Raw genomic sequence first — 18061 nt, forward strand, 5'->3', positions numbered from 1 at the left:
CGAGCGCCAGTGAGGTCGCCTAGACCGGCTGCCTCACCGCGCGGCGCACCCATTCCACCTCGTCGCGCAGCTCCAGCACCTGCCCATGAAACCGCTCCAGCGCGGCATTGTGGCCAACGCTGATGAGGATCGTCTGCGGCAGCGTTGCCTTGAGCAACTGGTAGCAACGCGCTTCGTTGGCCGCGTCCATCGCCGCGCTGCTCTCGTCGAGAAACAGCACCGCCGGCCGCGCCAGCAGCGCACGCACAAAGGCGCAGCGCTGTTGCTCGCCGATGCTCAGGGTCTGCGCCCAGTCGCGCTCCTCGGCCAGTTGCGTGCCCAGGTGCGCCAGGTCGAGCTGGTCGAGGAACCGCTGTACCACCGCGTCCTGCTCGGCCGGTGCGGGGTTGGGGTACCAGAGGGTTTCGCGCAGGCTGCCCAGGGGCAGGTAGTTCTTTTGCGAGAGGGTGAGGGCGCGCTCACGGTCATAGGCGACCGACCCCGAGGCATGGTGCCAGAGCCCGGTGAGGGCGCGAATCAGGGTGGACTTGCCATAACCGGACGGCGCGCGGATCAGCAGGCTGTCGCCGGGCTTGAGCGCAAGGTTGAAGCCGCTGAACAGACGGCGGCCGTCCGGCAGCCAGATGTCCAGGTTGCGCACCTGCAAGCCGTCGCGCTGTTGCGTCAGCACCACGGCGGAATCGACCTTGACGTTATCCAGACGCTTCTGGAACCCGTGCAGCCGGTCGATCACCGACTTCCATTCGGCCAGCTCCGGAAACACGCCCACCAGATAAGCCACGGCCGCATGCACTTCGCCAAAGGCGGCGCTGATCTGCGTCAGACGGCCAAGGGTAAAGACCCCGGCAAAGAACTGCGGCGCCATGATCAACATCGGAATCACCGTGGCGCTGCGCAGGTAGAACGTCGAGTAGCCCATGATCAGCTTCTGCTTTTTCACCAGCACCCAGAAATTCTGCAGGGCGGCTTCCAGGCGCTGATTGAAGCGCTGGTTTTCTACCGCTTCGCCACGGTATTGGGCCACCGAATCGGCGTTCTCCCGCAGGCGCATCAACGAAAATCGAAAATCGGCCTCGCGCCGCTGCTGCATGAAGTTCAGGTGAGGCAGGGCGCGACCGAGCCAGAAGGCGAAGCCGGTGCCCGCCAGCGCATACACCAGCGCCACCCACACCAACAGGCCGGGAATCACCAGGCCGCTATCGCCCAGGGGAATGCGGATCAGGTCGGAGGCCTGCCAGAGGATATTGAGGAACGAAAACAGCGACACCACGGCCGTCAGCAGCCCCAGGCTGAGCTTGAGCGACTTGATGATGAACAGGTCGATGTCTTCGGCGATGCGCTGGTCGGGGTTGTCGACCTCGGTTTCGCTCATTTTCAGCTTCTGGTAGCGCTGGCTGCCCAGCCACTGGTCGAGCGTGTTGCGCGTGGCCCAGCGCCGCCAGACGATGGTCAGCTTCTGCTGGAAGTGAAACGCCCCCACGGTGAACACGGCGAGGGCCACCTGCAGCAGGATGAACTGCCCCGTACCGAGCATGAAACCCGGGTAGTCCTTGGCCTGCAGCGCGTTATAAAAATGCAGGTTCCAGAAGTTGTTGAGGATATTGACGCCCACCAGGCACAGGTTCATCAGCACCGTGCCCAGCAGCAACCGCAGGGCCGGGTATTTCTGTTCCGAGGTCCAGAACGGTCGTGCCAGGCGCCAGAAATTGCGAAGTGTATGCATGGGGGCTGAAGATGTCCGGTCGTTGGCGACGTTGAGTTTGCAAGGGAGGGAGGATAGGATCCGCCAATGCTAATCGCTTGCATTCATAAGGGAAAGCCACAGGAGCATCGGTATCGAATTTCCAGAATGGCTCAAGCAGGCGTGGCCGCCGATTCAGCGGGTCATCCAGCTTGACGCGAATGACCAGCCTTTTCTCGCGCTGAGCCGCGTCGCCGAGCCGGCGCTGCTGCAGCCGGTGCTGGCCGAGTTCGCCCTGCGTTACCCCGGCGTCAACAACGCGGCGGTGGTGTCGCAGTGGTCGATGAACTACATGAGCATCGTGGTGCCGGCCACCCTGGCCTGCGTGCTCACCCGCGAGCAGGCCATCGACTTCTGGAGCGACGACAGCGTGTTGCGCCTGGACGCCGGTCAGCCGCTGGCGTTGCACTTTGCCACGCGCTTGCCAGCCCTTGCCGCCGCCGAGCGGGCCGACTACTTTTCGCGCTGGGTGCACGAGCACCTCGCGCCCCTGTTCGCCACCCTGGCGCTGGCCGGGGGCTTGGCGCCGAAGATCCTGTGGGGCAATTTTGTCGCGATCTGGGACGGCGCCTTCGCCCGGCTCGACCCGGACCTGTCCCGCCCAGGCTTTGCCGAAGCGCACCGCTGGCTGGAACCGGTCAGCGTCAACCACGGCCGCCTGAAATTGCGCGGCCTGCAACGCCAGGTGCCGTCGCCCGCCCCCGAGATTTGCCCGCAGCTGCCGCTGCGTCGGCATTGCTGCCTGCACTATCAACTGCACCCGCTGGTGGAAGGCGAGCCGCTGGTGCTGTGCGAATCCTGCCCCAAACTGCACCGTTTGCCACTGGCCGAGCAGGTCAGTTACCTGCACTCGCTCTATGACTGAGCTTCCAGCGCCACGCCGGCTGCCAGCGGCGCCTCACGCAGGCGCCCGTGTTCGATGCGCAGCAGGCGGTCGGCGAGGCCGAAATACGCGTCGTCATGGGAAATCACGATCACCAGTTTGCCCCGCGCACGCAGGTCGGCCAGGATCCGCGTATAGAAAAAGTGCTTGAACACCGGGTCCTGATCCGCCGCCCACTCATCGAACAGGTAGCACGGTCGGTCATCCAGATAGGCACTGAGCAACGCCAGGCGTTTGCGTTGCCCGGTGGACAGCGCCAGCGTGGTCAGGCGGCCCTGTTCGATCTGCACTTTGTGATCCAGTTGCAAGTGCACCAGGTAATCCTGCGCCTGCTGCACCAGCTTCGGGTTGTCACCGTCGAACAGGTTTTCGAACAGGCAGAAGTCGGTGAAGATCGCCGAGAAGTGCTGGCGAAAATGGTGGTTGTCAGCGCTTGAAGACACTTGCTCGTCCAGCATCACCTCACCGCTCTCCGGGCGATACAGGCCGGTCAACAGCAGCGCCAGGGTGGTCTTGCCGCTGCCATTACCGCCGGCGATGAACACCACTTCGCCGGCCTTCAAGGTGACGCTGATCGGCCCCAGGGTGAAATGCCCGTCCTCGCGCTCGCGGTAGTAGGTGTGGGTGACGTCACGGCACACTAGGCTGCGCACGCGCGTCGGCGCGAAGGTTTCCAGGCTTTCCTCGACGCTGTGCATCTGGCCCTCGAGCGCGCGGATCTTGTTCAGCGCAACGCTGGCGCGGCCCAGGGTCGGCACCGCGTGCATCAGTTCCGAGAGCGGCGTGATCATGTACAGAATCGCGAGGATATAGCCCGTCACCAGGCTCACGCTCAGGTCGATAAAGCGCGGCGCCACGAACAGCACCACGCCGATCAGCAGGTAGAACACCGCGTTGCCCCAGTTGAGCACCACCGCGTAAATGCTCATGCCACGCACGAAGTCGCGCCGGTACTGCTGGCTGGTCGGCAGCAGCAGGCGGCTGAAAAAGTGCTGGCGACGCGGGTGGTTCAGCTGCAGCTCCTTGCTGCCATCGGTGAGCAGGCGATAGTGCTCGAACAATTGGTCCTTGAGTTCGCGCGCGCGGGAGATCGAGGTCAGCGCCTTGCGCTGCGGCCAGTTGAAACTCAGGCTGCCGAGCACGATCAGCAACACCGTGAGGCCCAGCAACGGCAGGCTCAACCAGCCCAGGTAACCGAGGCAGGCGAGGATGATCCCGCCGTTGACCAGCAGCACCGGCACCAGCTCCACCGCCTGGCTGATGGTTTGCGTGTCGTCGGTCAGCACCGCCAGCAGCCTGTGTTTGCCCAGGCGCTGCAATTGCGCGTAGGGCGTGTCGATCAGTTTGGCGCTCAGGTGCAGGCGCATATCGTTGACCGCCGCCTGGCCCAGGCGTAGCAGGCTGATGTCGGAAATGATCCGTGACACCGCCACCAGCAGCACCAGCGCGCCGAAGTACAGGCCATCCATCGGGCGCAACTGGTCGAACACCGTGAGGCTGTGGTTGATCATCGCGATCAACCCGGCCGCCGCGAGGCCGCAGGCCAGCCCGGTCAGCGTTGCCACCAGCAGGGCGCGCCACGAGCGCTTGGCCATGAGTATCAGCAAATCCATTCAAACTGCTCCGTCTGTCGCCAGGGCCGCAAGGCCGGCCGCCAGCTGTTGATGCACCGAGGGTTGCGCAAGGATGTTCAAGTGCTGCGCCTGCACCACTTCACGGGTGTACGCGCCGCTGCTCAACTGTTGCCACTGCGGGTCGGCAAAATCCGCCGCGCCCAGCGTGGCGTCCGCCCACCACACCTGCACCGGGCAGCGCAGCCGTGGCGGCTGGAAGCTGGCAAGCAACTGGCGGGTCTGTTGCTGATGGCCAAGCCGCGTGTGCAGGTGTTCCCAGCTGTCGCCGTCGAGCTGCAGACCTTGCTGCTGCGCCCATTGCGCGAGGGCGGGCAGGCGCTGCGCGGTGGGCAGGGCAGCCAGTTGCGCGGTCAACTCGGCCAGCGCCTGCGCCGGTAAGCCGCGCAGTAGCGCCTGGCTGTTTGCCGTGAGCGCCTGCGTGGCGTCGGCCAGCAAGGTCTCGATGCTGTCTTCATCGGCGCTGCGCGCGTACTGCGAGTCGAGGATGCCGAGAAATGCCACCTGTTCGCCGCACCGCTCCAGCTGCGCTGCAGCGGTGATCGCCAGCAGCCCGCCGAGGGAAAAGCCCAGCAAGTGATAGGGCCCGTGCGGCTGCTGAGCACGCATGTGCTCGATATAGCGCGCCGCGAGCCCTTCGATATCGCCGCCGTCCACCGTGTCGTCGTCACCCAGTTTTTGCAACCCCCACAGTTGCCAGTGCGGCAGATGGGGCAGCAGCGCGCGGTAATCCTGTACATGCCCGGTGGACGGGTGAAAACAGAACAGATTCGCCCCCGCGCCCGGTGCCGACAGGCGCACCAGTGGCGACAGCTTGAACTCGGCCTGCACCAGCGCGGCAAACGCTGCCACGCTCGGTGCATTGAACACCGCGTTCACCGTGACCGGCGCCGCCAGTACCGTCTGCAGGCGGCTGGCCAGGCTCACCGCCGCCAACGAATGCCCGCCCAAGGCAAAGAAATCATCTTCGATGCCCACCCGCTCCAAGCCCAGCACCTGCGCCCAGGTCTCGGCCAGCAGCGCCTCCAGCGGCGTGCGCGGCAATGCACCGCCGACGCCGCCCTGCACCTGATCGGCCCATTGCTGCAGGGTCTTGCGGTCGAGCTTGCCGTTGCCCATCAGCGGCAACGCCTCGACGATGCGCAGGCTCGGCAGCATGTAGTCCGGCAGGCGGTCCTGGGCCTGGCCATGCAATTGCGCCACGCTCACCGAGTGCCCCGGCGCCAGGGTCACGAAGGCAAACAGCTGCGGGCCCAGTTCACCCTTGGGCAGGCACTCCACCGCCGCCTGGGCCACGCCCGGCAGGCCGGCGAGCTGCGCCTGGATTTCGTCAAGCTCGATGCGAAACCCGCGCACCTTGACCTGGCGGTCGCTACGGCCGGTGATTTCCAGGCTGGCGTCGTGGCGATAGCGCGCACGGTCGCCGGTGCGGTACAGCCGCTCGCCGTCGCGCTCGATAAAGCGCTCGGCGGTGTGGGGCGCGTCGAGATAGCCGCGCGCCAGGTGCGGCCCGGCGATATACAGTTCGGCGTGCTGCCCCGGCGCCGCGAGTTGCTGCTGTTCATCCAGCAGATACAAACGCATGCCGTCGAGCCGATCATCCAGCGGCAGGCGGCGGTAGTCACAGGCCGGGTCCAGCCTGTGCATGGCCACGCCGACGGTGGCTTCCGTCGGCCCGTAGTGGTTGAACAGCGTCAGCGTCGGCGCGAACTGGCGGATCGACTGCAGCAGGCGCCGCGAACAGCTCTCGCCGCCGAGGATCAGTTGCCTGCGCGGCAGCACGGCTGCGCTTTGTGCGTGCATCAGCCAGGCATCGAGCAGCGACGGCACGATTTTCAGATGGTCGACCGGGTACTGCGCCTGCCAGGCGGCCCAGGCCTGGGCGTCCATCGCGGTGGTCTTGTCCAGTAGGTGCAGTTCGCCGCCGCTGAGCAAGGCGGGAAACAGCAGGGTGTAACCCAGGTCGGCGGCCAGGGAGGTGACCACGGCGCTGCGCTCACCGGCTTGCAGCTGCAGGCGCGCGGCCACGCTGGAGACATAACTGGCCAGTTGCGCGTGCTCAATGATCACGCCCTTGGGCACGCCGGTGCTGCCCGAGGTGAACAGCACATAGGCCGCATCCGTGGGCAGCACGTCGTCGCCCAGGTCGGTCATGGGCGCCTGTTGCCACACGGCGGTGTCGCGCAGGTCGAGGCTGCCCATCGACGCCAGCAGCGGCGCGCTGCCGGCGGCCCCGGTCAGCACAAAGCGCGGCTGCGCCTGTTGCAAGATCGCCAGGGAGCGTTGCGCGGGCTGGTGCACGTCCAGCGGCACAAAGGCCGCGCCGCTCTTGAGCACGGCGAGCATCGCCAGCACCATCGGCGCCGAACGGTCCAGGTACAGCGCCACGCGGTCCTCACGGCCGATGCCCTGGCCGCGCAGGTAATGCGCCAACTGGTTGCTGCGCGCGTGCAGCTCGGCGTAGCTCAGGTGCTGGTGCGGATCGCGCAGGGCCAGGTGTTCGGCAAAGCCTGCGGCGCAGGCGTTGAAGCGCGCCGGCACGCTGGCGAATGGCGGCGTGACGCGCTGCTGGCGTGCCGCGAGTGTCGCCGCAAAGCCCGGCGCCGCCAGCGACAGTTCGCCCAGCGGGGTGGCGGGGTGGGCGAGGGCGTCCAGCAGCAGCGATTGCAGTTGTTCCAGCAGGGTTGCAGCGGCCCGGGTGCTGTAACGGTTGGCCTGATGGCAGAGCGTCAGGCGCTGATCTTCGGCGATCAGCAGCAGCTCCATGCCGGCCGGGATTGCACACACTTCCAGCACCTTGAACGGGCTGGCGGGCGCATCCAGCGCCGGGCTCCACTGGAAACCATAAGGTGCCGAGATGTCGGCCGGCGAGTATTCCTGCCATTCGCCGACGTCCTCACAACGTCTTTGCAGCGCCGCCAGGGCCTCGCCGAACGGACGCTCCAGCGCCGGCTGCCACGGCAGCGGCAGGGCCTTGGCGAACAATCCCCAGCAGTCGGCCAGTTCTTCGTAGTCGTCACGGCAGTCATGCACCCAGTTAAGGGTGAGAGCCGGGCTGTCAGTGGCGCTCAACCGCTGCAACAGCACGCCCCAGGCGGCCATCAGCAGGTGTTCGGCGGGGGCGGCCTGGGCGTGCAACGCAGCGATCAACGCGGGGTCGAGCATCACGCAGGTGGTCAGCGGCGTGTCGGCCTTGTCGCTGCGCACTTCGCGGTACAGCAGCTCGGTGCCGGCCTGTTGGCCCAGGGCCAGATCGGCCCAGTACTGGCGTCCCTGCGCCGCGTCGTCATCCGCCTGCAGGTCGTGAATCCAGGCGCTGTATTGGGTGTAGGTCATCGCCTCGGCGTCAGCCAGCAGCGGCTGCGCCAAATCCTGTGCCTGCGCCGAACCCAGCGCCTGCGCCAGGCGCAGCAGCGTGCCACGGTCGGCCGCCAGCGCGGGCAGTTGCAAGGTCACCCGTTGCGCCTCGGCGTCCAGCGCCTGCACGTCGATGCTGACCACGCTTGCGACGGCGACGCGTTGCAACGGCACCTGCATCCCCGGCTCGGGCCGAGTGTGCAGGCGCAAGGCGTCATGCACCTGCGCCAGCGCCGCCAGCCGTTCACGCAGCTGCGCCAGCGCGGTGGCGCCACGCACCTCCAGCACCAGACGGGCCGGCGGCGCATTCGCCAGCCATTGGCTGCGTTGCTGTGGCGACAGGGCGAACGCTGCCTCGTGGTTGCTCATGGCTGTTCCCCCAGTTGTTCGCGGTTCATCATCTGCCCCATGGCCACGCAGATTTTGCGCTCGCCTTCAAACGGGTCGCGGGCATGGGCCACCAGCATATTGTCGAGCATCACCATGTCGCCCTTGTGCCAGGCAAAGCGCACCGCACAGGCCTCGTACGCGGCGCCGATCACGTCCATTACCGCGTCTTCGATCACGCTGCCATCGCCGTAATACACGTTGCGCGGCAGGTTGCCGGCGCCGAACAGGTTGATCAGGTTGCTGCGCACCTCCGGCTCCAGGCAGGCGCTGTGGTGCAACTGCACCTGGTTGAAAAACGACGCTTCGCCGGTGTCCGGGTGCGCCACAATCGCCGGGCATTGCTGGGCGATCTTCAGGTTGTCCGCACCCAGCCACTCCCACTGCATGCCCGCTTGGCGGCACTGACGCTCGACCTCTTCGCGCTGCTCGGTCTTGAAGAAGTCCTGCCAGCGCACGTCCAGCTTGTCGGTGAAGTGCCGCACATACAAAAGGCCCAGGGCCTTGAAGCGCTCGACGATGTCCGGCGGCAACTGCGCCAGCACCTGGCGGCAGTCGACAATCGGCGTGCAACCGCCCCGTGGCGCCGGGATCTCGCAGAAGAACCACTGCTTGCGCGGCCATTGCGCCATGTGCGAACTCTCGTTGTGGAACAGGATCATGTGCTGTTCCGGGTACGGTGTGGAGTGGTAGATATTCTTGCCGGATTTATTCTTCGGCAGGTCGCCGTAGGTGCCGTACAGGTCCGGCTCGATGGCCTGGGCGAACTGCTCGAAAGCGGCGGCATCCGGCAGGTTGAACCCGCGAAACAGCAGGCCGCCGTGGGTGCGCAACTGCGCATTGATCCACTCGCGCGCCTGCACCGCCCAGTGCACCGGGTCGAGGTCTGCCAGCAACGGTTCGATCACCAGCGGCAGCGGTTGCGCCTCGCCCAGGGTGCGGGTGCGCACCTGTTCGTGGGCCAGCTGGCTGACGGCGGTGGCGCGGGTGTTCTTCAGTTTGCTCATCTTCGACTGCTTGCGCTCGCTGCGCGCTTGCGTCTCATCGATGGCCGCCGGGGCGTCCGCGTGCAGGCGCCACGTCCAGTCCTGCAACGTCAGGCTGTCGAGCAGTTGCGCAAAGCCTTGCTCCAGGCGTTCAACGGTGTGCGCCTGCAACACACTGGTGCGATACACCCAGCGCACCTGCAGGCCGCTGTCGTCTTCCTCGACAAACACGGCCAGGTCGAACTTGCTGGTCTGCTGCTGCGGCGCCAGGTGTTCCACCGCCAGGTCCGCCAGGCTGGCCGTGCCCTGCGGGGTGTTCTGCATCACGAACAGCACCTGCACCAGCGGGTTGACGCCCTGAGTGCGCGGCGGTTGCAGCGCCTCCACCAGCTTGTCGAACGGCACTTGCTGGTGCTGGAACGCGGCCAGGCAATCCTCGCGCAGGCGTTGCAGGCGGCTGTCGAAGGTATCGCCGGCATCCAGCCGTGCGCGGATCGGCAGCACGTTGACGAAGAAGCCGATCAGGTTTTCCAGCGCCGCCTGCTCGCGGTTGGCCAGGTCCGTGCCGACGATAAAGTCATTGGTGCCCGTGGCCCGCTGCAACAGGCTGTTGAACGCATTGAGCAACAGCATAAACAGCGTCGCCTTGTGGGCCTGGGCATACGCCTTGAGCACCTGGGTCTGGGCCGGGGTGAAATGCTGGGTCAACAGCGCGCCTTGATAATCCGGCTGGGCCGGACGCGGCGCATCCAGCGGCAACGGGATCAGCATCGGCGCGCCGTCGAGCTGGCGCCGCCAATAGTCGATGGCACGCGCCAATTGGCGCTGTTGCGCTTCACTGCGTTGCCACTGGGCGTAATCGGCGTACTGGATCGGCAACGCGGTAAACACCGGCGTGGTGCCGCTGGCGTAGGCCTGGTAACCGGTGATCAATTCCTGCATCAGGATGCCCATGGACCAGGCGTCCGTGGCGATATGGTGCAGCACCAGTTGCAGCACATGGTCATCCGCGCCCAGGTGCAGCAAATGCGCGCGCAGCATCGGCGCCTGCTGCAGATCAAACGGCTGCGCCGAGTGTTGATCGATCACCGCCTGCAGGGCTTGCGGCTGCACCGTGAGCGGCGTGAGGTCGAGCGTCGGCGCGGGATGGATCACCTGGCACGGCTGGTCGCCGTGCAAGTCAAAGCGGGTGCGCAGCGATTCATGCCGTTCCAGCACCCGCTGCAACGCCTGTTGCAAGGCGGCGATATCCAGTGCGCCACGCAGGCGCACCACGCTGGACATGTTGTAGGCCGCGTTCGGCCCCTCGAAACGGTCGAGGAACCACAGCCGTTGCTGGGCGTAGGACAGCGCCAGCGGCCGGTTGCGCGGCACCGGCACGATCTCGTCCTCGTCGGCCACCTGGGCCTGTTGATCCACCACCTGCGCCAAGTGCTCAAGGGTGCCGCCTTCGAACAGCACGCGCAGCGGCAGGCTGACGTTCAAGCGGCGGCGAATGCGCGAGAGCATCTGCGTGGCCAGCAGCGAGTGACCGCCAATGGCAAAGAAGTCATCGTGCACGCTGACACTGGGCACGCCGAGAATGGCCTGCCACAGCTCGGCCAGCACTTTTTCGGTCAGCGTGCGCGGGGCAATCGACACGCCATCGGCGGCTGCGGCCTGGGGCAGATCCAGCGCGGCGAGAGCCCGGCGGTCGACCTTGCCGTTGGCATTCAGCGGAAGCTGCGCCAGTTCCACCCAGCGCGCCGGCACCATGTAGTTGGCCAGTTGCGTGGCCAAATGGGCGCTCAGGACCGACTGCGCATCGCCATCAACGGCGCTGTCGAGCACATGGAACGCCACCAGTTGCAGCGCACCACGGGCATCCGGCAGGGCCAGCACTGCTGCGCTCTGCACGCCCGGGTGCTGCATCAGGCGGTTTTCGATCTCGCCCAGTTCGATGCGATGGCCACGAATCTTCACCTGCTGATCGCGCCGGCCCAGGTATTCGAGCACGCCATCGGCGCGCAGGCGGCCGATATCGCCGCTGCGGTAGAGGCGCGCGCCCGGCTCGAACGGATGGTCAACGAAGGCTTCGCGGGTGCGTTGCGGGTCGCGCAGGTAGCCACGGCCGACGCCGACGCCACCGATGCACAGTTCGCCCGGCACGCCGATGGGCACGCTGCGCAGCGCGCTGTCGAGCACAAACACCTGGTTGTTCGCGGTCGGTCGGCCAATCGGCATGTGCAGGCAGTCAGCGTCCGGTGCCTGGGTGATCGGGTAAAACGCCACGTCATCCGAACACTCGGCAGGGCCGTAGGCGTTCATCAACGGGATCGTCGGGAAGCGCGCAAACCAGTCCCGGGCCAACGCCGGCGGCAGTGCCTCGCCGGTCGGCAGCAGCCAGCGCAAGCTGGGCAGGCGGTGCTCGTCGCGGGCTTCCTGCAACAGGCCGCGAATCAGCGCGGGCACGGTTTCCAGCAGGGTCAGCTGCTGCGCTTGCACCGCATCGAGCAAGGCCTGCGGGTCATGGGCCTGGGCGTCCGGCAGGATATGCACGGTGGCGCCCACCAGCGGCGCGGCGAGGAACTGCCATACGCAAATATCGAACGCGGCGGAGGCGGTCTGGGCGATGCGGTCGTGTTCGCCCAGGCCCAGGGCCGGCACCTTGCCAAAGATGTTATTGAGCATGCCGCGCTGTTCCACCATCACGCCTTTGGGCGTACCGGTGGAACCCGAGGTGAAAATCACATAGGCCAACTGGTCGGGGTTGTGCGCGTAAGTCACCGCGGGCCGGGCCTCGCCTTGCCACAGCGTTTGCGCAACCAGGCAGGTCGGCTGCTTGAGCACCTGCGGCAGCACGCCCTCCAGCACGCCGCTGGCGCTGTCGCACACCAGTAAAAGCGGCGCTTCGCCCAGGTTCAGCAGCTCGGCCAGGCGCGCGGCCGGCTGCTGGATGTCCAGCGCCTGGAACGCGGCACCGGCCTTGAGCGTGCCGAGCATCAGGGTCAGCAAGCTCAGGCCGCGCTCGGCAAACAGCGCCACCAGGGTTTCCGGGCCGGCACCGGCGCTGTGCAGAGCATGGGCGACGGCGTTGGCGCGGCGATCCAGTTCGGCGTAGGTCAAGGACTCCTGCCCGTGCACGACGGCGATCTGCTGCGGCCGGCGGCGCACCTGCTCGGCGAACAAGGCGGCGTAACCCTCGGTCAGCGGGAAGTCGACCGCGCTGCGGTTCCACTCCACCTGCAGTTGCTGACGCTCGGCGGGCGCCAGCATGTGCAGGCTGCCCAGCGTTGCCTCGGGGGCCTCGAGCATGCTCGACAACAACTGCACCAGGTGCCCGAGCATGCGCTGCACGCTGTCGGCGCTGAACCGCTGGCTGTCATAGGACAGGCGAATGCCCAGGCGGTCGCCGGGGTACAGCACCACAGTCATCGGGAAGTTGGTGTGCACGCGGTCTTCATAGATGTCGATGCTGAAGGCGTCCAGCTGCACGCTGCTGATGTCCAGCGGCGCGTTTTCGAACACCACCAGGCTGTCGAACAGCTGCTGCCCGCGCGGCACGCCGCTGCTGCGCTGGATATCCACCAGCGAGGCACTTTCGTGTTCACGCAGCCGCGCATTGTGCGACAGCAGCGCCTGCAACCAGCCGGCGACCGGCGCTTCGGGGTCGACGTCGAGGCGCAGCGGCAGGCTGTTGATGAACAGCCCGACCATTTCCTCGACGCCGGCAAGCTCGGTGGGGCGACCGGCCACGGTGACGCCGAACAGCACGTCGCGATTGCCGCTGTAGCGCGACAACAGCAAGGCCCAGGCGCCCTGGATCCAGGTGTTGGGCGTCAATTGGTAGTGCTGGCACAGCTGCTGCAACCGTTGGGTCTGGCTGATGCTCAGGGTCTGGTCGAGGTCGCCGACCGCTTCCGGTGCTTGTTCCGCGCGGGCCAGGGCGCTGTCCAGGTGCAACGGCGTGGGCTCGCTGAAACCGGCCAGGTCCGCTTGCCAGAATGCATGCGCGGCGGCCATGTCCTGGCGTTCCAGCCAGCTCATGTAGCCGCGGAACGAGCGAAAGCGCGGGCGCGCCAGCGGTTCCTGATGCACAACCGCCTGATAGATCGCCAGCAGGTCCTCCATCAACAGGCCGAAGCACCAGGCATCGGTGAGGATATGGTGGAAGCTGCGCACCACGGCGAATCGGCGCTCATCGAGCTGGAACACGCGCAGGTGCGTCAACGGCGCCACGGCCATGTCGAAACCCTGCACGCGCTGGGCCTCCAGCGCCTGGTCCATGGCCAGGCGTTGCTGCGCATCATCCAGGTGCCGCAGGTCCTGCCAGTCGAACGCCGGCGCGGTGTGGCGGTACACGCACTGCAACGGCTCGTGGTCGTCCTGCCACCGGAACGCGGTGCGCATCATCGGGTGGCGGTCGAGGAAGACCTGCCAGGCCGTTTCCATGGCCGCGCGTTGCAGCACGCCGTCCCAGCTGTAACGCTGCTGCATCAGGTAGATGCCGCTGTGGGGCTGCAGCAGGGTGTGCAGCAGCATGCCCTGTTGCATCGACGACAACGGGTAGACGTCTTCGAGGTTCGACCAGTCCAGCGGCTCGGCGGCGAGGGTTGCGGCTTGCCGGTGGCACAGCGGGAAGGCGTCGCTGTGGGGACGCAGCTCAGGCGCGGCCGCGAGCGCAGCAAGGCTTGCCAGGCGCTCGGCCAGTGGCGCGGTCCAGTCGGCGGCCAACCGGCCTTCGCAGCGCAGGTGCAGTTGGCCATCCTGCCAGTGGGCCTCGATGCGCAGGGCATGGGCCGTGGTCGGCGGCAGGTCGGCGGCGGTGACCTGCGCCAGCGCGCCGTGGGCTTCGCGGTGGCTGTCGAGGTCGCCGCGCCAGTGAATCGCGATATCCGCCGTGGGCAGATCGCGCAGCGGTTCCTGCAGGTAGGTGTTGTCCGACAGGTAGCGCAGCACGCCATAGTCGGCGCCGTGTTGCGGGTAGGCACGCAGTTGCGCGGCCACGGCGTGCAGGCGTTGCAGCGCGGTGGCGGCGTCGGTGTGCAGGAACACCGGCACCGGCAGGTCCAGCGCGCCAATGATGCGTTGCGGCTCAAGATCGGCGAGGGCGATGGGCGAGTGCACCGGCAGGCGCTCAATGGCCGGACGCGCAGCGTACAGCTCCAGCGCCAGCAGGCCGTTGCCACACTGTTCGGCCACGGCGGTGGCCAGCAGGCTGTTCCAGTCCAGGTGCAGCACCTCGGCCAGGCGTTTCAAGGCGCCGGAGGTCTGGCTGCTCAGGCTGTGTTCGATCACCTGGCTCGGTTGCTGGCTGGCGGGCAGTTGCAGCGTGTCCATCCCGGCAAATTGCAGCCAGTGTTCCCAGGCGTCATCGAGGGCATCGCTGTGGGCGTGGTCTTGCTGATGGCGCGCCCAGGGAGTGAAGTTGCCGCCGTGATAGGACAGCCGCACGGGCCGTTGCAGGCGCAACTGGCTCAGCGCCAGATTGAGGTCGGTGAGCAACAACGGCCAGGAGGCGTCGTCCACGCACAGCGGATGCGCGGCCAGCAGCAGGTGCGCGTCGCCCAGCAGGCTGGCGTGCAGGCTTTGCCCGGCGTGCAGGTCCAGTGCGTCGACCGCGGCCTGGGCCAGGGCCTGTAATGAGTGCGGCAGGTATTCGCCGCTGCTGATCGCGGCCGCCTTGGGCGCTGCCAATACGCGCTGCTGCCAGTCCGCGTCGAACCCCAGGCGCAAGGCCTGATGATGCTGCTGCAAGGCGCCCAGGGCCTGGCCGAGCAAGGCACGGTCCAGCGGCTGCGCCAGGGCCACGCAGCGCCAGGTGGCGGTCAGCGGGCCTTGTTCCAGACGCGCGCGCTGGCCGGCGCCGAGGGGCAGCGCATAGCCGTCGGCTTGCTGCTGCGCCACGGTGTGGCTGGCATCGGCGCCGAGCACACGGGCGATGTCGGCGACGGTGCGGTTCTCGAACAGTTGGCGTGGGGTGAGCTTGAGGCCTTGCTGGTTGGCCCGCGCGATGATCTGCAGGTTCAGAATCGAATCGCCGCCGATGGCGAAGAAGTTGTCGTTGACCCCAACCTGTTCGCGCTTGAGCACGTCCTGCCAGATCGCCGCCAGCAGGCGTTCGACGTCGTTGCGCGGCGCCACATAATCGGCGTTGTCGTCGCGGGTGGCGTGGGGCAGTGGCAGGCGTTGCACATCGACCTTGCCGTTGCGGGTCAGGGGCAGTTCATCAAGGGTGATGAAGTGCGCCGGCACCATGTAGTCCGGCACGCGGCTGCCCAGGTCGTTGCGCAGCTTGAGCGCCGACAGTGACTGGCTGGCCACCAGATAGGCGACCAGACGCAGGCTGCCTTCCAGCTCGAGCGCGCGCACCACCACCTGTTCGATCAGCGGCGACAGGCGGCGGATCTGCGCCTCGACTTCGCCCAATTCCAGGCGATTGCCGCGAATCTTCACCTGACTGTCAACGCGGCCGAGGAACGCCAGTTGTCCGTCAATCAGCCAGCGCACGCGGTCGCCCGTGCGGTACCAGCGCTGTTGACGGGCATCCAGGTGGAAGCGTTCGGCGGTCAGGTCGTCGCGGTGCAGGTAGCCACGCGCGAGGGCGCCGCTGATCAGCAGTTCGCCGCTGATGCCGGTGGCCACGTCGCGCCCCTGGGCGTCGACTACGCGCAGTTGGCGGTTCGGCAGCGGCCGGCCGAGGGCAATGCGTGGCTGGCCCGCCGTGAGTTCGGTGGCAATCGCCCCCACCGTCGCCTCGCTCGGCCCATAGTGGTTGAACACCCGCAGGCCGGGCGCCAGCGCGTTGACCTGGGCCAGCAGCGCCGGGCTCAGGGCGTCGCCGCCAAACACCAGCAGGGCCGTGGGCAGCAACCGCGCATCCGGCAGTGCCTGCAACAGCCCGCTGAGGTGGCTCGGGGTGATTTTCAGCACGTCCACCGGGAATTCGCTGAACAGCTGCGCCAGGGCCAGCGGGCTGAAAGCGCTCTCGTCATCCACCAGCAACAGGCTGGCGCCGCTGCACAGCGCGCCGAACAGCTGGGTGTGGCCGAGGTCGGCGGCAATGCTCGACAGCAGGCCATAACGCGCGGCGGCGGGCGGCTGCAGCACGCTGTGCACCGCGCTCAGATAATCGACGATGGCGCGGTGTTCGACCACCACGCCCTTGGGCGTGCCGGTGGAACCGGAGGTGTAGATCACGTAGGCCGCGTCATCCAGGTTGTGGGAAACCACTGGCGCGCTGGCGGGCTGGGCGGCAATCGCTTCGGCCTGTGCGTCCAGGCACAGCAGCGGCGTGTGCTCACCCAGGCGTGTCAGCAGGGGCGTTGCCGTGGCGCCGATCAACAGCGCGGCGCGGCTGTCCTGCAGCACGTCGGCCAGGCGTCCGGCGGGTTGTTTGAGGTCCAGCGGCAGGTAGGCGGCGCCGGCCTTGAGGGTGGCGAGCACGGCGATCACAAAATCGGCGCTGCGCTCCAGCGCCAGCGCCACCAGGCTGTGACGGCCGATGCCCTGGGCGCACAGATGCTGGCTAAGGCGGTTGGCGCGCTGATCGAGTTCGCCGTAGCTCAGCACACCGTCGCGGTCGCGCAGCGCCGGTTGCTGCGGTGCGGCGGCGGCCTGCTGTTCAACGCGCTGATGCAGGCACAGGTCGGGCACCGCAAGCGCCGCACCACGCCCGAGGGCTTGCAGTTGCTCGCGCTCCTGCGTACCCAGCCAGTCGAGATCCGCAACCCGGCACTGCGGCTGCGCGGCCATGGCCAGCAGCACCGTGCGCAATTGCGCCGACAGCAGGGCGATTTCCTCGTCGCTGAAACGGCTGCGGTTGTAGCTGAACAGGTAATGCAGCTGCTCGCCCGGCACCACGATCAGCGACAACGGGAAATGGTTGCGCCCCTGGGTCAGGGTCAGGCCATCGCTTGCGTGCTCGCGGTTCGGGTCGGCGAAGCTCAGGCCTCCGGCGTCCTGGTTGAGCGCATCGGTGACCGGGAAGTTCTCGAACACCAGGATCGAGTCGAACAGCGCCTGCTCGGCGGCGATGCGGCTCATCGACTTGAGCTTGCCCAGCGGCAGATAGGCGTGGTGGCGCAGGTCGCTGTTGGCTTGCTGCAACTGTTGCAGCCAGTCCACCAGCGCCGGGCCTTCGGACCATTGCACGCGCAGGGGCAGGGTGTTGATGAACAGGCCGACGGTGCTGTCGATGGCGGCCAGGTTTTCCGGGCGACCGGCCACAGTGACGCCGTAGATCACGTCATCGCGCCCGGCGTGCTGGCCCAGCAGCAGCGCCCAGGCGCCCTGGATCAAGGTGTTGAGGGTCAGGTGATGGCGGCGGGCGAACTGCGCCAGTTGCTCGGTTTCCTCGATGCTCAGACGGTGTTCGCGTTCGGCGCACGGCGCGTCGGCAGGCGGGGCCAGGCGCAGGCCGAAGTCGGGCAGCGGGGTCGGTTCGCTGACATCCTGCAACTGCCCGCGCCAGAAGCTTTCAGTGGCGGCCATGTCCTGCTCGGCCAGCCAGGCGATGTAGTCGCGGTAGGCGCGGGTCGGCGGCAGATTGGCCGGGCGGCCGTGGGCGTGTTCGTAGTAGAGCGCCAGCCATTCCTGGATCGCGATGCCCACGCTCCAGCCGTCCATGATGATGTGATGGAAGGTCCAGATCAGGTGCCAGCGCTGCGGTTCGAGGCGCACCAGGGCCAGGCGCATCAGCGGCGCGTCGTTCAGCTCCAGCGGTTCGGCGCGTTGTTCAAGGGCCAGTTGCGGCAGGGCGGTGTGGCTGTCGCTGCGGCCCTGCCAGTCGAGTTCGCTCAACGGCAGGTTCAGCTCGGACTGCACCACTTGGTAGGCATCGTCGAGGTCTTCCCACAGAAACGCGCTGCGCAATACCGCGTGGCGTTGCATCAGGGCCTGCCAGGCGGCGCGAAACGCCGGCAGTTGCAGCGGGCCATGCATGTCCAGGCTCAGTTGCTGGTAGTACACCCGCGAATCGGGCTCGACCACGCTGTGAAACAGCAAACCGTGCTGGGTCGGCGACAGGGAGTAGATGTCTTCGATGTTGTTCATGGTTGTACGATCCATTTCAAATGCTTGGAGAGAACGGCGCGCC

At 67.0% G+C, this 18061-nt stretch carries 5 protein-coding genes; 1 reads left to right on the forward strand and 4 read right to left on the reverse strand.

Going from position 1 to position 18061, the window contains the following annotated elements; translation table 11 throughout:
* Positions 1-19: 19 nt before the first annotated feature.
* On the reverse strand, positions 20-1723 hold the full coding sequence (locus RHM60_RS02880; protein WP_322213533.1) for an ABC transporter ATP-binding protein/permease: 1704 nt from the start codon (positions 1721-1723) through the stop codon (positions 20-22).
* A 226-nt stretch (positions 1724-1949) separates the two neighbouring features.
* Between RHM60_RS02880 and fhuF the strand changes: the two genes are divergently transcribed.
* The gene (gene fhuF, locus RHM60_RS02885) at positions 1950-2606 is read left to right on the forward strand and encodes a siderophore-iron reductase FhuF (RefSeq protein ID WP_231421400.1); all 657 of its coding nucleotides are present in this window, start codon (positions 1950-1952) and stop codon (positions 2604-2606) included.
* On the opposite strand, the gene RHM60_RS02890 is transcribed toward fhuF, so the two are convergent.
* The 3 genes from RHM60_RS02890 to RHM60_RS02900 are packed head-to-tail and all read right to left on the reverse strand — an operon-like array spanning position 2597 to position 18018.
* Positions 2597-4237, reverse strand: coding sequence for a cyclic peptide export ABC transporter (locus tag RHM60_RS02890; protein ID WP_322213534.1), 1641 nt, complete (start codon positions 4235-4237; stop codon positions 2597-2599). The genes fhuF and RHM60_RS02890 overlap by 10 nt on opposite strands.
* Positions 4238-7981, reverse strand: coding sequence for an amino acid adenylation domain-containing protein (locus RHM60_RS02895; protein ID WP_322213535.1), 3744 nt, complete (start codon positions 7979-7981; stop codon positions 4238-4240). It abuts the gene before it with no gap.
* Positions 7978-18018: a non-ribosomal peptide synthetase gene (locus RHM60_RS02900; protein ID WP_322213536.1), complete on the reverse strand. Its 10041-nt coding sequence runs from the start codon at positions 18016-18018 to the stop codon at positions 7978-7980. The genes RHM60_RS02895 and RHM60_RS02900 overlap by 4 nt, the downstream gene beginning before the upstream one ends.
* Positions 18019-18061: the final 43 nt, after the last annotated feature.

The sequence above is a fragment of the Pseudomonas sp. MH9.3 genome, assembly GCF_034354675.1.
GTDB lineage: Bacteria > Pseudomonadota > Gammaproteobacteria > Pseudomonadales > Pseudomonadaceae > Aquipseudomonas.

Coding starts and splice junctions, on each gene's coding strand:
- RHM60_RS02880 (WP_322213533.1), bottom strand. CDS start 1,723: ATGCATACACTTCGCAATTTCTGGCGCCTGGCACGACCGTTCTGGACC.
- RHM60_RS02895 (WP_322213535.1), bottom strand. CDS start 7,981: ATGAGCAACCACGAGGCAGCGTTCGCCCTGTCGCCACAGCAACGCAGC.
- RHM60_RS02900 (WP_322213536.1), bottom strand. CDS start 18,018: ATGAACAACATCGAAGACATCTACTCCCTGTCGCCGACCCAGCACGGT.
- RHM60_RS02890 (WP_322213534.1), bottom strand. CDS start 4,237: ATGGATTTGCTGATACTCATGGCCAAGCGCTCGTGGCGCGCCCTGCTG.